This window comes from Bradyrhizobium frederickii, assembly GCF_004570865.1.
GTDB lineage: Bacteria > Pseudomonadota > Alphaproteobacteria > Rhizobiales > Xanthobacteraceae > Bradyrhizobium > Bradyrhizobium frederickii.
The window spans coordinates 59,051-79,622 of record NZ_SPQS01000002.1; the positions used below are offsets into that span (position 1 = coordinate 59,051).

Sequence of the window (20,572 nt, forward strand, 5' to 3'; positions counted from 1 at the left end):
ATCGGCGCACGCCCCTAGTTGCAAAAATGCCACTCTCTCCCCACATGGATCGCAGGTGGGGCGGGGAGCCCTTTGAACAATTCGAATTCTTGAAGGAGACGTGACGGATGCGCGACCCCTATGAGGTCTTGGGGGTGCCGCGGAGCGCCAGCGCTGCCGCCATCAAGAGCGCCTATCGCAAGCTTGCCAAGAAGCACCATCCCGACAGCAACAAGGGCGACCCGAAAGCCGCCGAGCGCTTCTCCGAGATCAACTCGGCGAACGAGATCATCGGCGACGAGGACAAGCGCAAGCAATTCGACCGCGGCGAGATCGATGCCGAGGGCAAGCCGCGCTTCCAGGGGTTTCCGGGCGGTGGCGGGCCGCGCGGCCGCGCCGGTCCCGGCGGGTTCGAAAGCTATACGTTCCGCTCCGGCGGCGGCCCCGGCGCGGGCGGCGGCGCGTTCGAGGATATTCTCAACAGCATGTTCGGCGGCGGGATGCGCGGCGCGCGGCCGGGGGCCGGCGGCGGAGCTCAATTCGAATTCGACACCGGCGGCATCGGGCTCGATCTCGACGTCAACGTTGCCATGTCCGTCTCGCTGGAAGAGTCGGTCAAGGGCGGCGAGAAGCGCGTCCGGCTGCCGACAGGCAAGGAGCTCAACGTCAAGATTCCTGCCGGCGTCACCGAGGGTCAGCAGATTCGGCTGCGCGGGCAGGGCGAGAGCGCGCAGGGGCATCCGCCCGGGGATCTCCTGATCACCATCAACATCGCGCCGCACCCGTTCTTCAAGGTCGAGGGCGCCGATCTCAGGATCGACCTGCCGGTCACGCTCTACGAGGCGGTGCTCGGCGGGAAGGTCCGCGTGCCTACTCTCGGCAATGCCGTGGAGCTTTCGGTCCCGAAAAACACCTCCAGTGGCCGGACCTTCCGCCTCAAGGGCAAGGGCCTGCCGAAATCCGGCGGAACCGGGGATCTCTTCGTCACCGTCAGGATTATGCTACCGGATGGGAACGACGCCGAGCTTGAAGCATTGATGGAGAAGTGGCGGGACCAACACCCCTACAATCCACGTAGCGGGCTTGGTTAGACGATCGAACTGAAGGGGTTCTCCTAAAGGCCTAGGGCTTCGTCCTGGAGATGATGCTCATCATATGCCTGAGGCGTGGTAGCGCTTCATGAACTCGACGTATCGGCTGTCCGGCGGGGCAGCCGATAAAAAGGTGCGGCCTCGAGAGGGGGACCAGCGCGGTACCAAAAACCCCAATCGAGGCCGCCCGCGTCGATCGGCGGATCGAACGCTGCTCATTTTCGCGTGATCATCCGGTGCGATAATGAGACGCGCCGATGTCTTGATTCCAAATTTTCAATGACGGAATCTAGGCACTGTGCTCAAGCGGTGGTTTAGGTGCCGTTTTTCTCAGCCTGGTCATAGACCGCCTGCGCCACCTTGGTCAGCCGGTCGCGATCGCCGCCGCCGCTGACGACGTAACCAACGCCACGCTCGGCCCAGAACAGCGCGCCGTCCTTGTCGGTCCTGGCGTAACGCATTTGCGTCGCACCATTCTCGGTCTTGGCAGTGTAGATCGTGTAGCGCTCGCCCGAGACGCCCTCATACATCAGGAACGACGCAGGGCCATTCGGCCCCGGCAAGAGCCGGCCGCCGACCAGCTTCAGCCCGCTGGCCTCCAGGTTCGGCGCGAACACGGTCCAGCCGCAGCGCCGGGTCAGCCAGGCCTGGAGGTGGTCGCGCTCATTGCCGCCGACCTCGACGGGGTGGCGGACCTCGACGACATAGAGGCGGTGAGCGTCGAGCGCATCCGCGGTGAAGCTCTGGAAGGTCGAGGGGGCGCTGGCGGCGCCATGCGCGACCCAGCCGGCCGTGCCGCCGGCGACGAAGGCAACCAGCACAGCCGCGGCGGCGCCATAGAGCCATTGCCGCGGGCCGCGCTCCAGCCGCTCGAGCTCCAGCCGTGCCGGCACCGGCTCGTGGGCGATGGAATCGTAGCGGGCGTGCAGCATCTCCGCCATGGCGCGCCAGGACTGCACGCGCTCGGCCTCTTCCGGATGGGCGACCAGCCAGGCCTCGACGTCGGCACGGCGCTCGGCCGGCAGCTCGCCGTCGACAAAGGCGTGCAGTTCGTCCTCGGTCACTGGGATCTTGCGCTCGTTCATCTCAATCGTCTCTGGCTCTGTGGCCCACAATGTCGTCCAAAGCTCAAATTTGCTCGCGGCATCGGCACGCTGCGGGCGGATGATCCGCGATGCATCGACCCTGCCATCATTTCACCCGCCTGAGCGTCGGGCGCTCGCCTTCCAGCGAGGCCTTGACGTGGGCACGGGCACGGGCGAGGCGCGACATCACGGTGCCGATCGGCACGCCCTGAATGTCGGCGACCTCGCGGTAGCTCATGCCTTCCAGCATGACCAGGAGCAGCACCGAACGCTGCTCCTCGACGAGCGTCGCCAGCGCCCTCTCGATGTCGCGCCCTTCGGCTTCGGTGCCGCTGGCATCGGGATTGTTCTCCGTCAGCTGCATGAATTGCGGCCGCCTTGCCAGCGAGCGCCGCCGGTTCTTGTTGAGGTTGGTCAGGATCGTGTAGAGCCAGCTCCTGACGTCGCCTCCGAGAAACAATCGCTCCGAGCGCAGGGCCCGCACCAGCGTGTCCTGCACCAGATCGTCGGCCGCGTCCGCGTCGCGCGTGAGCGCGCGGGCGTAGCGGCGCAACGCCGGGATCATGGCTTCCACACTCTGGCGAAACGCGCTCATTGCGGTCTTGACGTCCTGGTCTCAGGCGCAAGCGCCTATAGGGATCATAACACCCGAATGGAACGGCTATTCCGGTGCTCTAAACAGCGTTAACGCGGCGTATTAGGGCTGTACCGCAAAGGAGGGCTGGTGTACCTCCAGACCTCAGCAAGAGTTCGACGGGACGTTCAAACATGGCGCAGAATTCAGGTCTGATGCAGGGCAAGCGCGGGGTGATCCTCGGTCTTGCCAACAACCGCTCGATCGCCTGGGGCATCGCCAAGGCATGCCACGCCGCCGGCGCCGAGCTCGCCTTCACCTATCAGGGCGATGCGCTGAAGAAGCGCGTCGAGCCGCTGGCCGCCGAGATCGGCGGTCTCGTGCTCGGCCATTGCGATGTCACCGATGCCGCGACCATCGATGCGGCGTTCGCGGTGCTGAAGGAGAAGTGGGGCAAGATCGACTTCCTGGTGCACGCGATCGCCTATGGCGAGCAGCTCGAAGGCCGCTACGTCGACACTACCGCGGAGAATTTCTCGAAGTCGCTGCTGATCTCCTGCTACTCGTTCACGGCCGTGGCGCAGCGCGCCGAGAAGCTGATGACGGATGGCGGCTCGCTGATCACGCTCAGCTATTACGGTGCCGAGAAGTGGATGCCGCATTACAACGTGATGGGCGTAGCGAAGGCGGCGCTGGAGGCCAGCGTGCGCTATCTCGCCGCCGACCTCGGCGAGAAGAACATCCGCGTCAACGCGATCTCGGCCGGTCCGATCAAGACGCTCGCCGCCTCCGGCATCGGCGACTTCCGCTATATCCTGAAGTGGAACGAGACCAACGCGCCGATGCGGCGCAACGTGTCGACCGAGGACGTCGGCGGCAGCGCGTTGTATCTGCTCTCCGACCTCTCGCGCGGCGTCACCGGTGAGGTGCATCACGTCGATTCCGGTTATCACGTGCTGGGCATGAAGAGGCCCGATGCGCCGGATATTTCGTTCGGCGGCAAGGACTGATCTTCAGGCTGGAATGGCCGTGCCCACGATCTACTATCTTCGCCACGGCGAGACCGAGTGGAACGCGCTCGGCAGGCTTCAGGGCACCAAGGACATTCCGCTGAACGCGCGCGGACGCAGTCAAGCCGTCCAGGCCGGCGGCATTCTCGCCGACCTGTTCACGCGCGAGGGGCGCGACAAGGCGGCGCTGCCTTACGTGTCGAGCCCGCTCGGCCGCGCGCGCCAGACCATGGAGCTCGCGCGCTTCAAGCTCGAATTGCCGGTTGCCGACTATGCGCTCGACGATCGGCTGCGCGAGATCGGCTACGGCACCTGGGAAGGGCTGACGCTGGCCGAGAGCGAAGCGGCTGATCCCGACATTTACGCCAGGCGCCTCGCCGACAAATGGAGGGTGGGCCCCGCCGGCGGCGAGACCTATGCCGATGTTCAGGTCCGCGTGCGCGCCTGGTACGATCAGCTGCGGACCGACACGGTCGCGGTGGCCCATGGCGGGACCTGCCGGGCCCTGATGGTGTGCTTGGGGCTGGAGACGCCGGCCAGCGCCGCGGAACTCTATATCGAGCAGGGGGCGGTCTACGTGTTCCGCGACGGGCGGCTGGAGAAGTTCAGTTAGGGGCGGCGCCACATCCTCCGCCGTCATGCCCGGGCCTGTCCCGGGCATCCACGCGCTTTCTCGCCAGCGGCGGGGCAAAGGACGTGGATGGCGGGACAGGCCCGGCCACGACGAATTTGGCGGGCATTTGACCACCCATCCAGATCGCGTTACGTCACGTTGACATTCAACATGGACGTTGTCTTTCAACGCTAGCCTACGGTCCGGCATGTCCTTCAACACCTTCGGCCACATGTTCCGCGTCACCACCTTCGGCGAGAGCCATGGGGTGGCCATCGGCTGTGTGGTCGACGGCTGTCCGCCCATGATCCCGCTCACCGAGGCCGACATCCAGGGCGACCTCGACCGCCGCCGTCCCGGCCAGTCGCGCTTCACCACCCAGCGCCAGGAGCCGGACCAGGTGAAGATCCTGTCCGGCGTGATGGCGCATCCGGAGACCGGTGTGCAGGTGACGACGGGCACGCCGATCGGGCTCCTGATCGAGAACACCGACCAGCGCTCGAAGGACTATTCCGAGATCAAGGACAAGTTTCGTCCCGGCCACGCCGACTTCACCTATGAGGCCAAATACGGTCTGCGCGATTATCGCGGCGGCGGCCGCTCCTCCGCGCGCGAGACCGCGACGCGCGTTGCCGCCGGCGCCATCGCGCGCAAGGTGCTGCCCGACGTCAGGGTGCGCGGCGCTCTGGTGCAGATCGGCCCGCACAAGATCGACCGCGCGAAGTGGGACTGGGACGAGGTCGCAAAGAATCCGTTCTTCTGTCCGGACAAGGACAAGGCCGCGTTCTTCGAGACCTATCTCGACGGCATCCGCAAGAGCGGCTCCTCGATCGGCGCGGTGATCGAAATCGTCGCCGAGGGCGTGCCGGCCGGACTCGGCGCGCCGATCTATGCCAAGCTCGATTCCGATCTGGCGGGTGCGATGATGACCATCAACGCGGTGAAAGGCGTCGAGATCGGCGCCGGTTTTGGCGCGGCGGAATTGACCGGGGAGGAGAACGCCGACGAAATGCGCACCGGCAATGACGGCACGCGCTTCCTGTCCAACCATGCCGGCGGCGTGCTGGGCGGAATCTCCACCGGGCAGCCGGTGGTCGTGCGTTTCGCGGTGAAGCCGACTTCCTCGATCCTGCAGCCCCGCCGGACTGTCGATCGCAAGGGCGCCGAGACCGAAATTTTCACGAAAGGCCGCCACGACCCCTGCGTCGGCATCCGCGCCGTGCCTGTCGGCGAGGCCATGATGGCCTGCGTCCTGGCCGACCATTTCCTGCGTGATCGCGGACAGGTGGGGCGTTGATGTTGCCGTACTAGCCCACCGCGCGGCTTGACGGGTCCACCACTTCATCCGCAAATGAGCTATGAACAGTTCCGAGCTCCAGCGCGTCCGCAACTGGCTGATCGACGGCGTCTGGTCGGTTGAGCCGGCCGTGATGATCACCGACTTCTGCGAACGCCTGGTCGCGGCCGGCCTGCCGGTGTGGCGGTTCGGCATCTTCATCCGCACGCTGCATCCCGAAGTCTTCGGCCGCAACTTCATCTGGCGGCAGGGTGAGGAAGTCGAGATCGGCACCGTCGATTTCGACGTTCTGGACACGCCCGAATTCGCCCGCAGCCCCCTTCGCGTCGTGTTCGAGCAGGCGCTGGAGGTCAGGGGGCGCGCGAACGATCCCGACGATAAGCGCTTTCCGTTTCTCGACGACATGCGCGCTGAAGGCGCGACCGACTATATTGCGGTGCCGGTGCCGTTTCTCGATGGCTCCATTCACGCAACCAGCTGGGTGACGCGACGTCCCGGCGGCTTCAGCGACGACGACATCGCGTCGATCCGGGCCCTCATCGCGCCGCTCGCGCGCGTCAGCGAGATCATCACCCTGCGCCGCACCGCGGAGATGCTGCTCGACACTTATGTCGGTAACCGCGCCGGCGCACGCATCCTCGGCGGCCAGATCCGCCGCGGCCACAACGACACGATGCAGGCCGCGATCTGGCTCTCGGACCTGCGCGGCTTCACCGCGCTGTCGGACCGGCTGCCGCCCGAGACGGTGGTCCAGATCCTCAATCACTATTTCGACTGTCAGGTCACCGCGATCCTCGCCCATGGCGGCGAGGTCTTGAAGTTCATGGGCGACGGCCTGCTCGCCGTGTTTCCGATCGACGAATATGTCGGCGATGCCGCGCATGTCTGTTCGCGCGTGCTGGAGGCCGCGCGCGAATCCCGCGCCAGCGTCGAGGCGCTGGCCTTTCCGGTCGGTGAGGCCATGGAGCGCTTCCGCTTCGGCGTCGCGTTGCACGTCGGCAACATCCTCTACGGCAATATCGGCGGCGGCAACCGCCTCGACTTCACCTGCATCGGACCGGCCGTCAACCTTGCCGCAAGGCTCGAGAAGATCACGGGCCGCCTGGGACGGACCGTCGTGGCCTCGGAAGGCTTTGCCAATATCTGCCGCCACGACTGGCGCGAGCTCGGCGAGTTTCCGATCGCGGGATTTTCCAAGGCGCAGCGCGTCTATGGGCTGGCGGATGAGACGCCGGCGCTGGTCGATTGAGCCGCTATTCCTCCGGCTCGGTCGTGAACAGCAATGGGTAGCCCTTGGCGCGGCCGGCGTCGGTGGCGCGCGTCGCCTTGGTCTCGGCGACGTCCTTGGTGAACACGGCGACCACGCAGGCGCCGAGCTTGTGCGCGGTGATCATCACCTTGTAGGCCTGATCCTCCGTCATGCGGAATTCGGCCTTCAGCACCATGGTGACGAATTCGCGCGGCGTGTAGTCGTCGTTGATCAGGATGACCTTGTGCAGCTTCGGCCGCTCGACCTTGGTCTTGGTCCTGGTTTTCGGCTTGGTGACGGTCTTCTCGTTCATTCCGCCTCCTGGAATCGGCGGGCTCGGTTCCCAGCCGCGGCGATCAGCCTGCGGCCTTCGCACCATATTGCAGGACCTGCACCTTCTCCAAGGTGATCAGCCCGCTCGACATCATGCCGTCCAGGATGGGCAGGAATGCGTTGATGTTGTCCTCGCTGTCGACGATCTCGATCAGCAGCGGCAGGTCTTCCGACAGCCGCAGGATCTTCGAGGTGTGCAGCCGGCTCGATTTGCCGAACCCCATCGGTCCGCGTAGCACGGTGGCGCCCGCAAGGTGCCGCTCGCGCGCCGTCATCACGATGGCTTCATAGAGCGGTTTGCCGTCGAAATGATCGCTCTCGCCGATGAAGATCCGGAGCGAAACTGCCTGATTGGGAATTTGCATGCTCAGCTCCTAGTCAAGCGGTTGTAGCGGCTCGCCATCATATGGCCGATCCATACCGACACCAGCCAGCAGATCACGGATACGGCGATGTAGGCGAGCGCCGTGTATTTCATGCCGTCATGGAACAGGCGGAAGGTCTCCAGGCTGAAGGCCGAAAAAGTGGTGTAGCCGCCGCAGAACCCGGTCATGACGAATTGCCGGTGCTCGGGCCGCGCCAGCATGCGGCCGTCGGGACCGGTCAGCGTCGCGTAGAAGCCGATGATCAGCGAGCCCATCGCGTTGATGAACAGCGTCGCGACGGGAAAGCCAGGTCCGGTATCGAGCGCCAGCCCGACCAGATAGCGCGTCAGGCCGCCGACGACGCTGCCCGCGGCAACCCAGGCATAGAGCATCGCAGTGCGCCAGCGCTCGGCGGAGGAGGGCGAGTTCATCACACGCTTCCTCTTGCCCCTCTCCCCGCAAGCGGGGAGAGGTGAAGATGCCGCGCTGCCGATGCCTTTCCAAAATCCATCCGCTAGCCTCCCAGACCGTCCGCAAGGAGGAAGCCGCAACTGACGGCGGCAAGGCACAGCCCGACCGACAACACGATATTGCCGAGCGCATGCATCGGCTCGCCGTTCCGCGCGAGCGTCAGCGTTTGCAGGCTGAACGAGGACACCGTGGTGTAGCAGCCGAGAAAGCCAGTCACCGCGAACAGCCATGGGGTGGGCGCGGCGAAGGCCGAGCCGGGATGGGTCGCCAGCGCGCCGAAGATGCCGATCACGAAGGCTCCGGTGACGTTGATGGTCAGGGTGCCCCACGGAAACGTTTCGCCCAGCCGCCGCGCGATCACACCGGAAACGAAATAGCGCGCACAGCCGCCCAGGGCACTACCGATCACGATCGCGATTGCCCCGCTCAGCATGATGGACGCTCTCCCGTCATCATTTGTGCTCCGTCGCGAGGCCATTGCCGATGGCAAGCAGCCCCAGAAGCGCAAGCAGCGCGAAGCCGAGCCCCGCAAGGAACGTTCCGGCCGGGCCATAGGCGTCCCACAGCGCGCCCGCGATCACGCTCGCGGCCAGCAAGGCAAGGCCGGTGAACAGGTTGAAATAGCCGAACGCGGTGCCGCGCAGGCTCGGCGGCGCGGCGTCGGCGACGAGGGCCGAGAGCAGGCCCTGCGTCAGTCCCATATGCAACCCCCACAGCGCGACGCCGAGTGCGAGGCCCGAAAGGTTCGGCAGCAGCGCAAGCGCGAGATCGGCACCGGCGAGGAAGACGAGCCCGAGCGCGAGCAGGCCGGTCCGGTTGATCCGGTCCGAGAGCACGCCGGCCGGATAGGCCGACAGGGCGTAGACGATGTTCATCAGCACCAGCACCGCCGGCACCCACATCGCATTGAGCCCGATATTCTGCGCGCGCAGGATCAGAAAGGCCTCGCTGAAGCGCGCGAGCGTGAACACGATTCCGACGGCTACAACACGCCAATAGACCGCTCCGAGCCGCCGCATGGCGGCGAGATTGAGCGGATTTTTTGCGGGCTCCCGGCTCGGATCCGGGTCCGGCTCGCTCACCGCGAACGCGATCAAGCCGAAGGACAGGAAGGCCGGCAGCACCGCTACCCAGAACACGGCGGTGAAATTGTCGGCGGTCCACCACATCAGGCCGATCGCGGCGAGCGGCCCGACGAAGGCGCCGATAGTGTCGAGCGATTGCCGCAGGCCAAAGCTCGCGCCGCGCAGGCCGACAGGCGCGATATCGGCGATCAGCGCGTCGCGCGGCGCGCCGCGAATGCCCTTGCCGACGCGATCGACGAAGCGCGCGGCCACCAGCCATCCGACGCTGGGCGCGAGCGGGAACAGCGGCTTGGTCAGGGCGGCGAGGCCATAGCCGAGTGCGGCGAGCAGCTTGCGGCGGCCGAGCCAGTCCGACAGCGCGCCGGAAAAGATCTTCGTGATCGAGGCCGTCGCCTCCGCAATGCCCTCGATGAAGCCGACGGTCAGCGTCGAAGCGCCGAGCACGGTGACCAGATAGACCGGCAGCAGCGCGTGGATCATCTCGGAGGAGATGTCCATCAGCATCGAGACGAAGCCGAGCACCCAGATTCCTCTGGGCAGCCCGTTACGTACAGCATTCGGTGTCGTCGTCGTCACGTCTTCGCCTTCTCCCGGCCTTGCGCCAGACAACAAAAAACCCGCCAACGGCGGGTTTGTCCATGCTCCCGCCGAAGGCAGAGGCTCAAAGATTGCCCCTCCTCAAGCAGGAGTCATCAGCCCATACGGTGATCGACCGCCGGGCGGTTATCGGGGGACTCCATCCCCATCTGTGAGGCCAACCTAGCACGGAAATCGCTTCGGACAAGTGGGCGGGGAGCTCTGTCCCCGTGCTCGTCGCTCCAGCTTCGCGCATCATGAGCCCGATGGTGCGAGCGCACGAGCGTGTTCCAGCGGTGCAAGCGCGGCAACACGGCGACAGCATTGCGCAAAGCGCGTGTACGCCTGAGCCGCAAATCCCTAACTCGAATGTGAAGCGCAAGCGATCTTCGCGCTTTGCGGCAAGGCGATTGCATGTCACCATCGCGTCATACGACGGGAGACGCTGCGATGCGGTTGCTGTTCTCGATCGGGGCTGTGCTGGTGGCCGGCATGTTTGCCGGAGGGGACGTCGCGGGCATCGCGGCACCAGGGCCAAAATTTGAGCCGCCTAAAAGTCAGCCGCAGCGGCCTGCGGCCGACAGGGACGCGCAGACGGTCGACGTCGAGCTGGTCCTCGCAGTCGACGTGTCCTATTCCATGGACATGGACGAGCTCGCGATCCAGCGCGAGGGCTATGCGCAGGCGATCCAGTCGAAGGAGTTCCTCCAGGCGCTGAAGCTCGGCCCGAACGGCCGGATCGCGGTGACCTATTTCGAGTGGGCGGCCTCCAGCGACCAGAAGATCATCATTCCCTGGCGGCTGGTCGACGGTCCCGAGACGGCGGACGCGGTCGCCGCCGAGATCATGAAGACGCCGATCCGACGCGCCTCGCGCACCTCGATCTCGGGCGCGATCGCTTTCGCGATGCCGCTGTTCGATGAGGATCCCTATCGCGGCCTGCGACGCGTGATCGACATCTCCGGCGACGGCCCCAACAACAATGGCGGCCCGGTCACGTTGGCGCGCGATGCGGCGCTCGAGAAGGGCATCGTCATCAACGGCCTGCCGATCATGGTCAAGGAGCCATCCTATTCGACCATGGATATCGACAATCTCGATTTCTATTACGAGGACTGCGTCATCGGCGGCCCCGGCTCCTTCGTCATCACGATCAAGGACCGCGACAAGTTCAAGGAGGCGATCCGCACCAAGCTGCTGATGGAGGTCGCCGGCCGCACGCCGGAGCGTCCCGTGGTGCCGGTCGCCGACAGGGAGCCGCGCGTCAATTGCCTGATCGGCGAGAAGATCTGGTCGGACCGCTGGGGCCGCTGAAGCCCCGGCTGAGACCTTTTGCCCGCCCGGGCGATGCTCGAGCTTAACGCCTCGTTAACCGGCGCGGGGCCCTAATCGCATGGTTTCCGTTCGTTTCCAGTCGGCATCCTGACATTGCCGAAGCGAGCGAAAGCGGGTTTGTCAGGCCCGTCTCCGAGCAATCCAATGGCCATCGTCACATCGAGCACCAACCAGATTTCGCCGGCCAACGAGCGCCTGTATCACCAGAGTGCTCTGGTCGGTGACTGGAAGGGCAATTGGGTGGGCAACAACCAGCCCGTCGGCTTCAAGGTCGTGAACATCCGCGGCGCCCGGGCGCAGGTCGAGTACACCCATAACGGCCACACCGAGCGCGGCTTCGCCGAGGTCAGCGGGACGCTCATCACCTTTGGCGGGGTTACGGTCGGCACCAAGGACGGCAAGAACATGGTGATGCTGTTCTCGTTCGGGGGCGCCGGCAAGCAGACCGCCAATCTCGAGAAGCAGGCCCCGCCGGCCTCCGACAGCCGCCTGATGGGAAGCTGGGGCGGTTATTCCAGCGCCAACGGCAAAAGCGCGAGCTTCAAGGTGCTGTCCGTCAATGGCAAGGAGGCCGAGGTCAGCGTCACCACCGACGGCGTCACCCGTAAGGGCACCGGCTACGTCTACAAGAACGTGATCATGTTCGGGCAGACGCAAATCGCAACCGATGACGGGCAGAACGGCAAGGTCATCTACCAGGTCGGCACGAAATCCTTCATGGTGCCGGTGACGAAATATCCGCCGGCCGATTCATCGTCCTCCGTGGACCGGACCGCATAACTTTCACGACCCCGGTCCACCGGGCTGCGTCAGCGCCTTCAACTGCCGGTCGATCTGGCGCAGGGTCGCGCAGGCCTGCGAAGCAGCCCGCACCGATCAACCGCCAGACTTCATCGGACAGCTCCACATGATCTGGAATCGTCTGCGGCAGATGGGCAGCGTCCTGCAGCGCGCGTGAGCAGGGGAACGTGCGGCATCAGGTTCGGCTATGGGGAGGCCCGTGGCTGCGACGTTGGCGCGGCCGCTCCGCTGGCATTGGCGATATCAGGGGAGTATATTCTGCAAAAGTCTTGACGGTAGTCTCAATGTCCAGCCTTGCCCCTTCACCCGTTCTTGCAGCTCTGCTCGCTATGCTTTGCGTGACGGTAGCACCGGTTCACGCCCAGGTCGCGCCGCTGAAATACTGGGTCCCCGGCGGGCCTTTCGGCCTCAGCGGTGGCGCCGACCAGAGTTCCGATATTTATGGCAATTCCACCAGCTTCAATGCCGGCGATCCGGATTGGCGCAGCAGCGCGAACGGCTTCTTCGTCGGCAGCCAGCGCGGCAACCTCAATTGGAGCGGCCTCAGTCAGACCGGACTCAGCCAGACCGGCCTTGCCGGCAATTTCAGCGCGCTCTCATATGACAGCACGCAGTTCGGCTACAACACCAAGACCATGGGCGGCATGCCCGTGACGTTCTTTGCCGGTTTCGACACGTTGAAATATGGCAACGGCATCGGCAGCTCGGTTGCGCCGCTGACATCTGGCGCGGCGCCCGGCACCGGCGCATTCGCGGGCGTCGAGTTCAAGCCGACCTCCAATCTCAGCCTGTCGTTCGGGGCTGGATTCATTCAGCGAGATTCGGTCCGCATGGACAGCGATATCAGATCGAACATGCTGCCGGGCGAGTCGCCGGCGCTGAGCGGTTTGCGTCGTTAGGGCCGCATCACCTGCTCTGGCGGACGCCGCAGCGATTTCGGCAGGTCCGGGCCGGTTCCGAAACGCATCACGATATCAGGGCGACGTTCGCCGAGTCCGAGTGAGGTTGCAAATTGCTGCCTCAGCGCCGCCACCTCGACCGGCTGATTGACGAAGGAATATTTGAGCCCCAGCGCGGTCGCCTGCAAACCGAAGCGCTGGCAGGCGCGGCCGACTGCGATCCAGTGCGATTTGTCACTGCGCTCGGCCGCGAGCACGACGACGCCCGCAGAGCTGGCGAGCTGGTCGCGGTACTTCTTGTTTTCCCCGCTCTCGGTAAAGAAGAGCTTGAGCATCGGCCGCGCCAGCCACGGCGGCAGCGAGGGGTTTCCCGAGGCCGGTGCGAACAGCCCGTCCAAGGTCGCGACCGCCTCCGCCTCGTTGAAGCGAATCCAGCTCACGAGCTCGCGCATGAAGGCCTTGTCGCGCATTTGCGCCGAGTTGCCTTCGAGCACGTAGTCGGTAACCCCGGCGATCGCGGCGCGCTCGGTCATCAGGATTGCCGTGACACCGGGTTCGCGACAGATGCTCTCGAGCCGGCGCAAGGTCTCGGGCGCGGCGGGCCTGCCATCGAACGCCGCGCGGGTGCATTGCCTGATCGGAATTGCGGCGGCCAATGCCGATGCGTCCGGCGGGGCTTGCTCGAGCGCGATCACGATCCGCTCGCCGTCGATGACCGGATCGGCGCGCCAGCCCAGTGCGGACGCAGCGAGGATGAGGTTTTCGGCGGCGCAGCCAAGACTGACAAAGAGGTGATGGTCGTCCGGATCCACCGCCGGACAGCGGCGCGAAAAATCCGGCGCAATCGCGATTTCGTTGCCGCGGGCGGAGAAGACCCACGGCTGGGTGTTGTGGCTGTTGGCCGCGAGGGTGGCAAAGCGCACGAGCTCGCGATCCCGCGGCACGGCCTGCAGCGGAGCCCGTGACGTCGTTACCGCCCCGTCGTAGGTCATCGCCGCCGCAGCAGCGGGGAAGTCGCCGATAGCCGCTGCGGAAAAGCCCAGCGCGGCCGCGGTGAACTGTCGTCGGTCAAGCACGAACGTCCGCTCCGCATCCCATGTCGCGCCTCCTGGCGCAAACGCGCTTCTAGCACCCAACGCGTTGCAACGATTGACCGGAATCAAGACCGGGCACCGAGGTTAGCGCGTGAAGCGCGCCACCAGCTCCACATGCGGCGTGTGGCGGAATTGATCGACCGGCACCACCGACTCCAGCCGATAACCGCCGTCGATCAGCAGCCGTGCGTCGCGGGCAAAGGTTGCGACGTTGCAGGACACGGCGACCACGACGGGCACCTTGCTTGCAGCGAGCTTCAGTGCCTGCGCCTGCGCGCCCTGACGCGGCGGATCGAACACCACGGCGTCGAAGTCGCGCAGCTCGGGCGGCACCAGGGGACGGCGGAACAGGTCGCGCGGCTCGCACTTGATAGGCTTCAGGCCTGGTGTGCGTGCGGCCTTCACCAGCGCTGCGACGGCGCCGGAATCGCTGTCGTAAGCAGTGATTCGCGCCTTCTCGGCGAGCCGTAGCGCGAACGGGCCGACGCCGCAGAAGAGGTCGAGAACGTCCTTGGCCTTGCCGATGCGCTCAGTGACGAGCGCGGCGAGCGTTTCTTCGCCCGCCACCGTTGCCTGCAGGAACGAGCCCGGCGGCAGCGTCACTTCGGCGCGCCCCATCTTCACCGTCGGCGGCAGGCGTTGCAGCACCAGCTCGCCGTGCCGCGTCAGCCGCGCCAGGCGGTGCTGCTCGGCGACGCGCGACAGCGCCGTGACCAGCGGCGTCGGCAGCGGCCCGGAGCCGCGCAGGTCGACATCGAGGCCGTTGGCGGTGGCGGTGACCTGGATGTCGAGCGGCTTGGTCACCGGCATCTTCGACGTCAGCGGTTCGGCGAGCGCCCAGGCGGCATCGAGCGCGCCGTCGAGCGCGGGATCGAGGATCGGGCAGCGGTCGATCGGGATGACGTCGTGCGAACTCGTCGCCGAGAAACCGACTTTGAGAACATCATGCGTGCCGAAGCGGCCGTGCAGCGTGATGCGCCGGCGGCCGGCGCCATGGGCGTCGACCAGCGGCGCCACCTCGCAATCGATGCCGGCCTGTGCCAGCGTCTCCACCACGATGCCGCGCTTCCAGGCGTGATAGGGCTCCGCCGCCCAATGCTGGATCGCGCAGCCGCCGCAGACGCCGAAATGCGGGCAGAACGGTTCGATGCGCTCGGGGCTTGCGACATCGACCGCGAGCAGCTTGCGGCGATCGGGATGGTGGCCCACGACGTGATCGACCTCGACGGTCTCGCCGCCGAGCGTATAGGGCACGTAGACCGCATCGCCCGCGCTGAGGCAGACGCCGTCGCCGCGATGGCCGACATGATCGATGGTCAGACGCTCAACCACGGCGCGCGCCCAGGAAGAATTCGGCATTGCCGTCACCGCCCGCAATCGGGGAGGGAAATACCTCGATATCGGTGCAGCCGAGCGACGCCGTGAAGGCCGCGATGTCGTCGCAGATGGCCTGGTGCACGGCGGCGTCGCGGACGATGCCCTTCTTGTTGTGCTTCCTGTCAGCCTCGAATTGCGGCTTGATCAGCGCGAGCAGGCTCATCGGCGCGGCGGCGAGGGACAGTGCCACCGGCAGCACCGTCTTGAGCGAGATGAAGCTGACGTCGATGACGACGACATCGGGCCGTGCCGGCAGCCGCTTGCCCTCATAGCTGCGGATGTCGGTCTCCTCCATCGAGACGATCTTGGGATGGTCGCGTAGCGAGGAATGCAGCTGGCTGGTGCCGACATCGACGGCGAACACCAGGCTCGCGCCGTTCGCCAACAGCACCTCGGTGAAACCGCCGGTGGACGCCCCGACGTCGAGGCAGACATGGTCCTCGATCTCGATTGGATAGCGTTCCAGCGCGCCGGCGAGCTTGACGCCGCCGCGGGAGACGTAGGGGTGCGCGGGCTCGGCCTGGATCACCGCGTCCTCGGCGATGGTCTCCGACGGTTTGGCGACCTGCTTGTCGTCGGCCCTGACGAGGCCGGCCTCGATCGCCGCGCGCGCTCGCGCCCGGCTCTCGAACAGGCCGCGCTCGACCAGCAATACATCCGCGCGCTTGCGGGCAGGGGACATCGGTTCTCTCAAGAGGGCGTTTTGCTGAGCATGATCTTATCGGAAAACCGCTGCACACTTTTCCGGATCATGCTCTATGTAGCGATCAATCGCGCGGCCGCCATCCGGACGCAAGCCTCGAACGCGGCCAGATCGTGCCAGACGTCGATGGGCGCCACGGTCGGCGTCACCAGCGGGCAGCCATGCAGCTCCAGCGCATGGATCATCATGAGATTGTCGACGAGGCCGAAATCCTCGACGGTCAGGCCCTGCGCGTCGATCAGCCGCCCGTCCTCGGACGTGACGTCCATGAAGCGGCTGAGGCGGTCGGCATAGGTGGCGCCGTCATTGGCATAAGCGAGGCAGAACTTGCCGCGGCCGGCCATGTAGCCGAGCTCGTAGACGGTGCCGGGATCGGCGCCGGCGCCGCGGAACGGGGTGAGGTTGGCGATGATGGCATCGGCCTCGTCCATCATCGCCTCGTTGCCGCAGAAGATCTGCCGCGCGGCATCGGGCGCCGTGAGGTCGATCGCGTTGTCGAGGGGATAGAGGCCGGTCAGGCCGTGTGCGGCGCAGACATCGACCTTGCGACGGCCGATCTCGATGGCATCCGGCAGGAACACGTCGGGACCTGCCAGATAGATCTTCATGCGTCTGTACCGGAAAATCTGAGTCGAGGAGCAAGCCGCAGAGTGCGGTCTGCTCCCTCCCCTGCTTGCGGGGGAGGGGTGGGGAGAGGGTGCCCCAGCACGCGAGAACCCCCAAGAGGAGAAGACCCTCACCCGGATCGCACTGGACGATGCTTCGCATCACCAGGAGCGATCCGACCTCTCCCGCAAGCGGGAGAGGTGAACTCACTATCAGGCCAGCTTGACCGTCTCGGCCTTGACGTCCTTGCCGAGCGCTTCGAACACCTTGGCGACGATGCCCTTGGCGTCGAGGCCGGCGCGGGCGTACATCGCGGCGGGCGTGTCGTGATCCTGGAACACGTCGGGCAGCACCATCGAACGGAACTTGACCATGCCGCTGTCGAGCACGCCCTGGTCGGTCAGGAACTGCGCGACATGCGAGCCGAAGCCGCCGACCGAGCCTTCCTCGATCGTGATCAGGATCTCATGGTCGCGGGCGAGCTTGAGCACCAGCTCGGTGTCGAGCGGCTTCATGAAGCGCGCGTCCGCGATCGTGGTGGACAGGCCGTGGGCGGCAAGCTCATCGGCTGCCTTCTCGCATTCGGCGAGGCGCGTGCCGAAGGAGAGCAGGGCGATCTTGCTGCCTTGGCGGATCATGCGCCCCTTGCCGACCTCGAGCGGAATGCCGACCTCGGGCATCTCGATGCCGCGGCCTTCGCCGCGCGGATAGCGCAGCGAGCTCGGACGGTCGTTGATCGCCACCTGGGTCGCCACCATGTGCACGAGCTCGGCTTCGTCCGCTGCCGCCATGATCACCATGTTCGGCAGACAGCCGAGATAGGCGTTGTCGAACGAGCCGGCATGGGTCGCGCCGTCGGCGCCGACGAGACCGGCGCGGTCGATGGCGAAGCGGACGGGCAGGCTCTGGATCGCGACGTCGTGCACGATCTGGTCGTAGCCGCGCTGCAGGAAGGTCGAGTAGATCGCGCAGAACGGCTTGTAGCCTTCGGTGGCGAGGCCCGCGGCAAACGTCACCGCGTGCTGCTCGGCGATGCCGACGTCGAAGGTGCGGTCCGGGAAGGCCTTGTTGAAGATGTCGACGCCGGTGCCCGACGGCATCGCCGCGGTGATGGCGACGATCTTGTCGTCCTTCTGCGCTTCCTTGACCAGGCTCTGGCCGAACACGTTCTGATAGGCCGGCGCGTTCGGTTTTGCTTTCGCCTGGGTGCCGGTGGCGACGTCGAACTTGACGACGGCGTGGTACTTGTCGGCGGATGCTTCCGCCGGGCCGTAGCCCTTGCCCTTCTGCGTCACGACGTGGACCAGGATCGGGCCGGTCTCCATGTCGCGGACGTTCTTCAGCACGGGCAGCAGATGGTCGAGATTGTGGCCATCGATCGGGCCGACATAGTAGAAGCCGAGCTCCTCGAACAGCGTGCCGCCGTCCATCATGAAGCCGCGGGAATATTCCTCGACGCGGTTGGCGCGGTTGGCGATGATCTTGGGCAGGCGCTTGTTGATCTGCTTGGCCGCATCGCGCAGCGTGCGATAGGTCTTGCCTGAGTAGAGGCGCGACAGATAGGCGCTCATGGCGCCGACCGGCGGCGCAATCGACATGTCGTTGTCGTTGAGAATGACGATCAGGCGCGAGTTCATCGCACCCGCATTGTTCATGGCCTCATAGGCCATGCCGGCCGACATCGCGCCGTCACCGATGACGGCGATGACGTTGTTCTTGCCGCCGGAGAGGTCGCGCGCCACGGCCATGCCGAGGCCGGCGGAGATCGAGGTCGAGGAGTGCGCCGCGCCGAACGGATCGTAATCGCTCTCGCTGCGCTTGGTGAAGCCGGACAGCCCGCCGCCGGTGCGCAGGGTGCGGATGCGATCGCGCCGGCCGGTGAGAATCTTGTGCGGATAGGCCTGGTGGCCGACGTCCCAGATCAGCCGATCGCGCGGCGTGTCGAAGACGTAATGGATCGCGGTGGTGAGCTCGACCACGCCGAGGCCCGCCCCGAAGTGACCGCCGGTCACCGAGACGGCATCGATGGTCTCCTGCCGCAACTCATCGGCGACCTGGCGAACCTGCTCGACCTTGAGCTTGCGCAGGTCTTCCGGCGTCCGGATGGTATCGAGAAGCGGCGTTTTACTGTATGCGTTCACGGCGATTTCCAATTTGTCAGCACCGGAAGGTCATTCCGGTGCGCGATGGGTTTGCACAATATCGGCGCAGCGCGAGTCCTAACCGTCGGAGCCACCTGCATGGGCCAAAGCCCCGTCTTCAAGCTTAGGTAAGCTTAAGTGCGCTCCGGTTCAGTCTCTGTGATCCCTGTCACTTAGATCGGCTTCGTCCGTCCCAAGCCAATTTCATTAGCAGTTTGAAGCCCTTGTCGTCGGTAATCGGTGCCCACGCAAGGCTTGCAAAAAGCCACACTCCGCGCAGCTTTACACCAAAGCTGGGGCCAAAGCCAACCCGGCGGACCGATTAGGGGTATGCAGATGCAACCGGCGGGCCAGAGTGGTTAACCGTGGCGCGGGACGTCGGGTTCCAGGTTTGCCTGGTCCTTGTCAGCATTTTCGAGCAATTGGGAGCCCTTTCACTTCAAGGGGCCGTCCGGAGCCGGACGATCCCGGCCCACCGCCATGGAACCGGGATCCGTCGCGGGCACGCAGCTGTGCGATCTGAAGACCTGGCAGGCGCTGCGACCAGCGAAGACGTTTCACCGGAGCGCGGTCAGAAATGGACAGGAGGGCCTCGGCCTATTGAACGTCGAGCGGCGCCGTGCCGGTGGCCTGGCCGGTGGCATCCGTGGTGATCTTGTCGACGCGCGCCTCGGCCTGGCGCAGCAGTTCCTCGCAGCGGCGCTTCAGCGCCTCGCCGCGCTCGTAGATGGTCACGGATTCCTCGAGCGGCACCTTGCCGTCCTCGAGCCGCTTCACGATCGTTTCGAGTTCCTCGATCGCGCGTTCGAAGGTGAGCCTGGAGACGTCGACTTGGGTGTTTTCGGCCATATCCGTTTCCGATTGCCCGATTCGCTTGGCCCACAGTGAAGGCCGGTTTTGCGGGCTTAATGTGGCGAGTGCTTTCAAGCGCCCATCAGGGCGCCGACATGCGCCGTAACAGATTCTTTCAGTCCTTGCAGGTCATAGCCGCCCTCGAGCACCGAGACAACACGCCCTCCGGCGGTCTTGTCGGCGAGATCCATCAGCTTGCGCGTCACCCAGGCATAATCCTCCGCGCGCAAATTCAGCGAGGCCAGCGGATCGCGGTAATGCGCGTCGAAGCCGGCGGAGATGACGAACAGCTCGGGGCTGAATTTCTCGAGCTGCGGCAGGATCAAGTTCTCGAACGCGGAGCGGAATTCCGGCCCGCCGTCCTCAGAGGCAAGCGGCGCGTTGACGATGGTGTCGTGGTCGCCGCGTTCGCTCTTGGCGCCGGTGCCCGGAAACAGCGGCATCTGGTGCGTCGAGCAGTACATCACGGTCGGGTCCGACCAGAAGATGTCCTGCGTGCCGTTGCCGTGATGCACGTCGAAATCGACGATGGCGGCGCGCTTGATGCCGTATTTGCGCTGCGCATGGCGCGCGGCGATCGCAACGTTGTCGAAGAAGCAGAAGCCCATCGGCTTGCCGATCTCGGCGTGATGTCCGGGCGGACGCACCGCGACGAAGGCGTTGCGATGCTCGCCCGCCATCACCGCGTCGGTCGCCGCAACCGCGCCGCCGACGCCGCGCATCACCGCTTCCCACGTGCCCGGCGACATCGACGTGTCGCCATCTATATAGACCTGCCCGCTGGCCGGCGCGATGTGGCGCAGCTCGGTGACGTAGTGCTCGTTGTGGCAGAGCGTGACGAGATCGAGATCGCCCTCAGGCGCCTGGTCGCGCGCCAGGAACTGGAAGCGCTCATGCGACAGCGCTTCCTCCACCGCACGCAGGCGATCGGGCCTTTCAGGATGTCCCGGCGGCGTGACATGGTCGAGGCAGGCCTTGTGGGACAGGAGAAGCGTGCTCATCAGGTCGGCCTCACAAGAAACGGGCTTTCGTCGTC

22 protein-coding genes and 1 riboswitch are annotated in these 20,572 nt (G+C 65.5%); of the genes, 8 read left to right on the forward strand and 14 right to left on the reverse strand.

Annotation, left to right across the window (positions count from 1 at the left end):
- Positions 1 to 107 precede the first annotated feature (107 nt).
- Positions 108 to 1,070, forward strand: a complete 963-nt coding sequence (locus E4K64_RS03090) for a DnaJ C-terminal domain-containing protein (RefSeq protein WP_135162129.1) — start codon at positions 108 to 110, stop codon at positions 1,068 to 1,070.
- 314 nt (positions 1,071 to 1,384) lie between these two features.
- Here the strand turns inward: E4K64_RS03090 and E4K64_RS03095 are convergent, their stop codons facing one another.
- Together E4K64_RS03095 and E4K64_RS03100 are read right to left on the reverse strand one after the other, a co-directional pair.
- Positions 1,385 to 2,155, reverse strand: coding sequence for an anti-sigma factor family protein (locus tag E4K64_RS03095; RefSeq protein ID WP_135162130.1), 771 nt, complete (start codon positions 2,153 to 2,155; stop codon positions 1,385 to 1,387).
- A gap of 106 nt (positions 2,156 to 2,261) precedes the next feature.
- Positions 2,262 to 2,750 carry an RNA polymerase sigma factor gene (locus E4K64_RS03100; RefSeq protein WP_028144186.1) on the reverse strand — a complete coding sequence of 163 codons (489 nt, stop codon included), beginning with the start codon at positions 2,748 to 2,750 and terminating at the stop codon, positions 2,262 to 2,264.
- Positions 2,751 to 2,923: 173 nt separating this feature from the next.
- Between E4K64_RS03100 and fabI the strand changes: the two genes are divergently transcribed.
- From fabI to E4K64_RS03120, 4 genes are all read left to right on the forward strand, one after another.
- Positions 2,924 to 3,739: an enoyl-ACP reductase FabI gene (gene fabI / locus E4K64_RS03105; protein WP_126256671.1), complete on the forward strand. Its 816-nt coding sequence runs from the start codon at positions 2,924 to 2,926 to the stop codon at positions 3,737 to 3,739.
- A gap of 13 nt (positions 3,740 to 3,752) precedes the next feature.
- On the forward strand, positions 3,753 to 4,352 hold the full coding sequence (locus E4K64_RS03110; RefSeq protein WP_135162131.1) for a histidine phosphatase family protein: 600 nt from the start codon (positions 3,753 to 3,755) through the stop codon (positions 4,350 to 4,352).
- A 208-nt stretch (positions 4,353 to 4,560) separates the two neighbouring features.
- Positions 4,561 to 5,649, forward strand: coding sequence for a chorismate synthase (aroC, locus tag E4K64_RS03115; RefSeq protein WP_135162132.1), 1,089 nt, complete (start codon positions 4,561 to 4,563; stop codon positions 5,647 to 5,649).
- Positions 5,650 to 5,710: 61 nt separating this feature from the next.
- Positions 5,711 to 6,898: an adenylate/guanylate cyclase domain-containing protein gene (locus tag E4K64_RS03120; protein ID WP_135162133.1), complete on the forward strand. Its 1,188-nt coding sequence runs from the start codon at positions 5,711 to 5,713 to the stop codon at positions 6,896 to 6,898.
- Positions 6,899 to 6,902: 4 nt separating this feature from the next.
- On the opposite strand, the gene clpS is transcribed toward E4K64_RS03120, so the two are convergent.
- The 5 genes from clpS to E4K64_RS03145 form a co-directional block, all read right to left on the reverse strand.
- Positions 6,903 to 7,211, reverse strand: coding sequence for an ATP-dependent Clp protease adapter ClpS (gene clpS, locus E4K64_RS03125; protein ID WP_135162134.1), 309 nt, complete (start codon positions 7,209 to 7,211; stop codon positions 6,903 to 6,905).
- 43 nt (positions 7,212 to 7,254) lie between these two features.
- Positions 7,255 to 7,596: a DUF190 domain-containing protein gene (locus E4K64_RS03130; protein WP_028144192.1), complete on the reverse strand. Its 342-nt coding sequence runs from the start codon at positions 7,594 to 7,596 to the stop codon at positions 7,255 to 7,257.
- Between the two features lie 2 nt (positions 7,597 to 7,598).
- A complete protein-coding gene (crcB, locus tag E4K64_RS03135) occupies positions 7,599 to 8,027 on the reverse strand; it encodes a fluoride efflux transporter CrcB (protein ID WP_135162135.1) in 429 nt (142 codons plus the stop codon).
- A gap of 83 nt (positions 8,028 to 8,110) precedes the next feature.
- Positions 8,111 to 8,500 (reverse strand): fluoride efflux transporter CrcB, encoded by a 390-nt coding sequence (gene crcB / locus E4K64_RS03140; RefSeq protein ID WP_235884515.1) that lies wholly within the window; start codon positions 8,498 to 8,500, stop codon positions 8,111 to 8,113.
- A 19-nt stretch (positions 8,501 to 8,519) separates the two neighbouring features.
- On the reverse strand, positions 8,520 to 9,728 hold the full coding sequence (locus E4K64_RS03145) for an MFS transporter (RefSeq protein WP_135162136.1): 1,209 nt from the start codon (positions 9,726 to 9,728) through the stop codon (positions 8,520 to 8,522).
- A gap of 100 nt (positions 9,729 to 9,828) precedes the next feature.
- A riboswitch (Fluoride riboswitch) is annotated at positions 9,829 to 9,905 on the reverse strand.
- Positions 9,906 to 10,178: 273 nt separating this feature from the next.
- Between E4K64_RS03145 and E4K64_RS03150 the strand changes: the two genes are divergently transcribed.
- The 3 genes from E4K64_RS03150 to E4K64_RS03160 all read left to right on the forward strand — a co-directional run bounded on the left by E4K64_RS03150 (position 10,179) and on the right by E4K64_RS03160 (position 12,763).
- Positions 10,179 to 11,042, forward strand: a complete 864-nt coding sequence (locus E4K64_RS03150; RefSeq protein ID WP_135162137.1) for a DUF1194 domain-containing protein — start codon at positions 10,179 to 10,181, stop codon at positions 11,040 to 11,042.
- Positions 11,043 to 11,207: 165 nt separating this feature from the next.
- Complete coding sequence (locus tag E4K64_RS03155; RefSeq protein ID WP_135162138.1) at positions 11,208 to 11,843, forward strand: hypothetical protein; 636 nt, start codon at positions 11,208 to 11,210, stop codon at positions 11,841 to 11,843.
- Between the two features lie 305 nt (positions 11,844 to 12,148).
- Positions 12,149 to 12,763 (forward strand): hypothetical protein, encoded by a 615-nt coding sequence (locus E4K64_RS03160; protein WP_135162139.1) that lies wholly within the window; start codon positions 12,149 to 12,151, stop codon positions 12,761 to 12,763.
- On the opposite strand, the gene E4K64_RS03165 is transcribed toward E4K64_RS03160, so the two are convergent.
- The 7 genes from E4K64_RS03165 to E4K64_RS03200 form a co-directional block, all read right to left on the reverse strand.
- On the reverse strand, positions 12,760 to 13,926 hold the full coding sequence (locus E4K64_RS03165) for an Acg family FMN-binding oxidoreductase (protein WP_235884517.1): 1,167 nt from the start codon (positions 13,924 to 13,926) through the stop codon (positions 12,760 to 12,762). The genes E4K64_RS03160 and E4K64_RS03165 overlap by 4 nt on opposite strands.
- 15 nt (positions 13,927 to 13,941) lie before the next feature.
- The gene (locus E4K64_RS03170) at positions 13,942 to 15,189 is read right to left on the reverse strand and encodes a class I SAM-dependent RNA methyltransferase (protein ID WP_135162140.1); all 1,248 of its coding nucleotides are present in this window, start codon (positions 15,187 to 15,189) and stop codon (positions 13,942 to 13,944) included.
- A complete protein-coding gene (locus E4K64_RS03175) occupies positions 15,182 to 15,916 on the reverse strand; it encodes a TlyA family RNA methyltransferase (RefSeq protein ID WP_135162141.1) in 735 nt (244 codons plus the stop codon). The genes E4K64_RS03170 and E4K64_RS03175 overlap by 8 nt, the downstream gene beginning before the upstream one ends.
- Positions 15,917 to 15,990: 74 nt before the next feature.
- The gene (locus E4K64_RS03180) at positions 15,991 to 16,545 is read right to left on the reverse strand and encodes a nucleoside 2-deoxyribosyltransferase (protein WP_135162142.1); all 555 of its coding nucleotides are present in this window, start codon (positions 16,543 to 16,545) and stop codon (positions 15,991 to 15,993) included.
- A 210-nt stretch (positions 16,546 to 16,755) separates the two neighbouring features.
- Positions 16,756 to 18,684 (reverse strand): 1-deoxy-D-xylulose-5-phosphate synthase, encoded by a 1,929-nt coding sequence (gene dxs, locus E4K64_RS03190; RefSeq protein WP_135162143.1) that lies wholly within the window; start codon positions 18,682 to 18,684, stop codon positions 16,756 to 16,758.
- A gap of 597 nt (positions 18,685 to 19,281) precedes the next feature.
- Positions 19,282 to 19,533, reverse strand: a complete 252-nt coding sequence (locus E4K64_RS03195; protein WP_126256655.1) for an exodeoxyribonuclease VII small subunit — start codon at positions 19,531 to 19,533, stop codon at positions 19,282 to 19,284.
- A gap of 74 nt (positions 19,534 to 19,607) precedes the next feature.
- The gene (locus E4K64_RS03200) at positions 19,608 to 20,537 is read right to left on the reverse strand and encodes a histone deacetylase family protein (protein WP_135162144.1); all 930 of its coding nucleotides are present in this window, start codon (positions 20,535 to 20,537) and stop codon (positions 19,608 to 19,610) included.
- Positions 20,538 to 20,572: the final 35 nt, after the last annotated feature.

Excerpts from the sequence above, each read along its gene's own strand:
- E4K64_RS03090 (WP_135162129.1), top strand. The coding sequence starts at position 108 with ATGCGCGACCCCTATGAGGTCTTGGGGGTGCCGCGGAGCGCCAGCGCT.
- E4K64_RS03095 (WP_135162130.1), bottom strand. The coding sequence starts at position 2,155 with ATGAACGAGCGCAAGATCCCAGTGACCGAGGACGAACTGCACGCCTTT.
- E4K64_RS03100 (WP_028144186.1), bottom strand. The coding sequence starts at position 2,750 with ATGAGCGCGTTTCGCCAGAGTGTGGAAGCCATGATCCCGGCGTTGCGC.
- fabI (WP_126256671.1), top strand. The coding sequence starts at position 2,924 with ATGGCGCAGAATTCAGGTCTGATGCAGGGCAAGCGCGGGGTGATCCTC.
- E4K64_RS03110 (WP_135162131.1), top strand. The coding sequence starts at position 3,753 with ATGGCCGTGCCCACGATCTACTATCTTCGCCACGGCGAGACCGAGTGG.
- aroC (WP_135162132.1), top strand. The coding sequence starts at position 4,561 with ATGTCCTTCAACACCTTCGGCCACATGTTCCGCGTCACCACCTTCGGC.
- E4K64_RS03120 (WP_135162133.1), top strand. The coding sequence starts at position 5,711 with ATGAACAGTTCCGAGCTCCAGCGCGTCCGCAACTGGCTGATCGACGGC.
- clpS (WP_135162134.1), bottom strand. The coding sequence starts at position 7,211 with ATGAACGAGAAGACCGTCACCAAGCCGAAAACCAGGACCAAGACCAAG.
- E4K64_RS03130 (WP_028144192.1), bottom strand. The coding sequence starts at position 7,596 with ATGCAAATTCCCAATCAGGCAGTTTCGCTCCGGATCTTCATCGGCGAG.
- crcB (WP_135162135.1), bottom strand. The coding sequence starts at position 8,027 with ATGAACTCGCCCTCCTCCGCCGAGCGCTGGCGCACTGCGATGCTCTAT.
- crcB (WP_235884515.1), bottom strand. The coding sequence starts at position 8,500 with ATGCTGAGCGGGGCAATCGCGATCGTGATCGGTAGTGCCCTGGGCGGC.
- E4K64_RS03150 (WP_135162137.1), top strand. The coding sequence starts at position 10,179 with ATGCGGTTGCTGTTCTCGATCGGGGCTGTGCTGGTGGCCGGCATGTTT.
- E4K64_RS03155 (WP_135162138.1), top strand. The coding sequence starts at position 11,208 with ATGGCCATCGTCACATCGAGCACCAACCAGATTTCGCCGGCCAACGAG.
- E4K64_RS03160 (WP_135162139.1), top strand. The coding sequence starts at position 12,149 with ATGTCCAGCCTTGCCCCTTCACCCGTTCTTGCAGCTCTGCTCGCTATG.
- E4K64_RS03175 (WP_135162141.1), bottom strand. The coding sequence starts at position 15,916 with ATGTCCCCTGCCCGCAAGCGCGCGGATGTATTGCTGGTCGAGCGCGGC.
- E4K64_RS03180 (WP_135162142.1), bottom strand. The coding sequence starts at position 16,545 with ATGAAGATCTATCTGGCAGGTCCCGACGTGTTCCTGCCGGATGCCATC.
- E4K64_RS03195 (WP_126256655.1), bottom strand. The coding sequence starts at position 19,533 with ATGGCCGAAAACACCCAAGTCGACGTCTCCAGGCTCACCTTCGAACGC.
- E4K64_RS03200 (WP_135162144.1), bottom strand. The coding sequence starts at position 20,537 with ATGAGCACGCTTCTCCTGTCCCACAAGGCCTGCCTCGACCATGTCACG.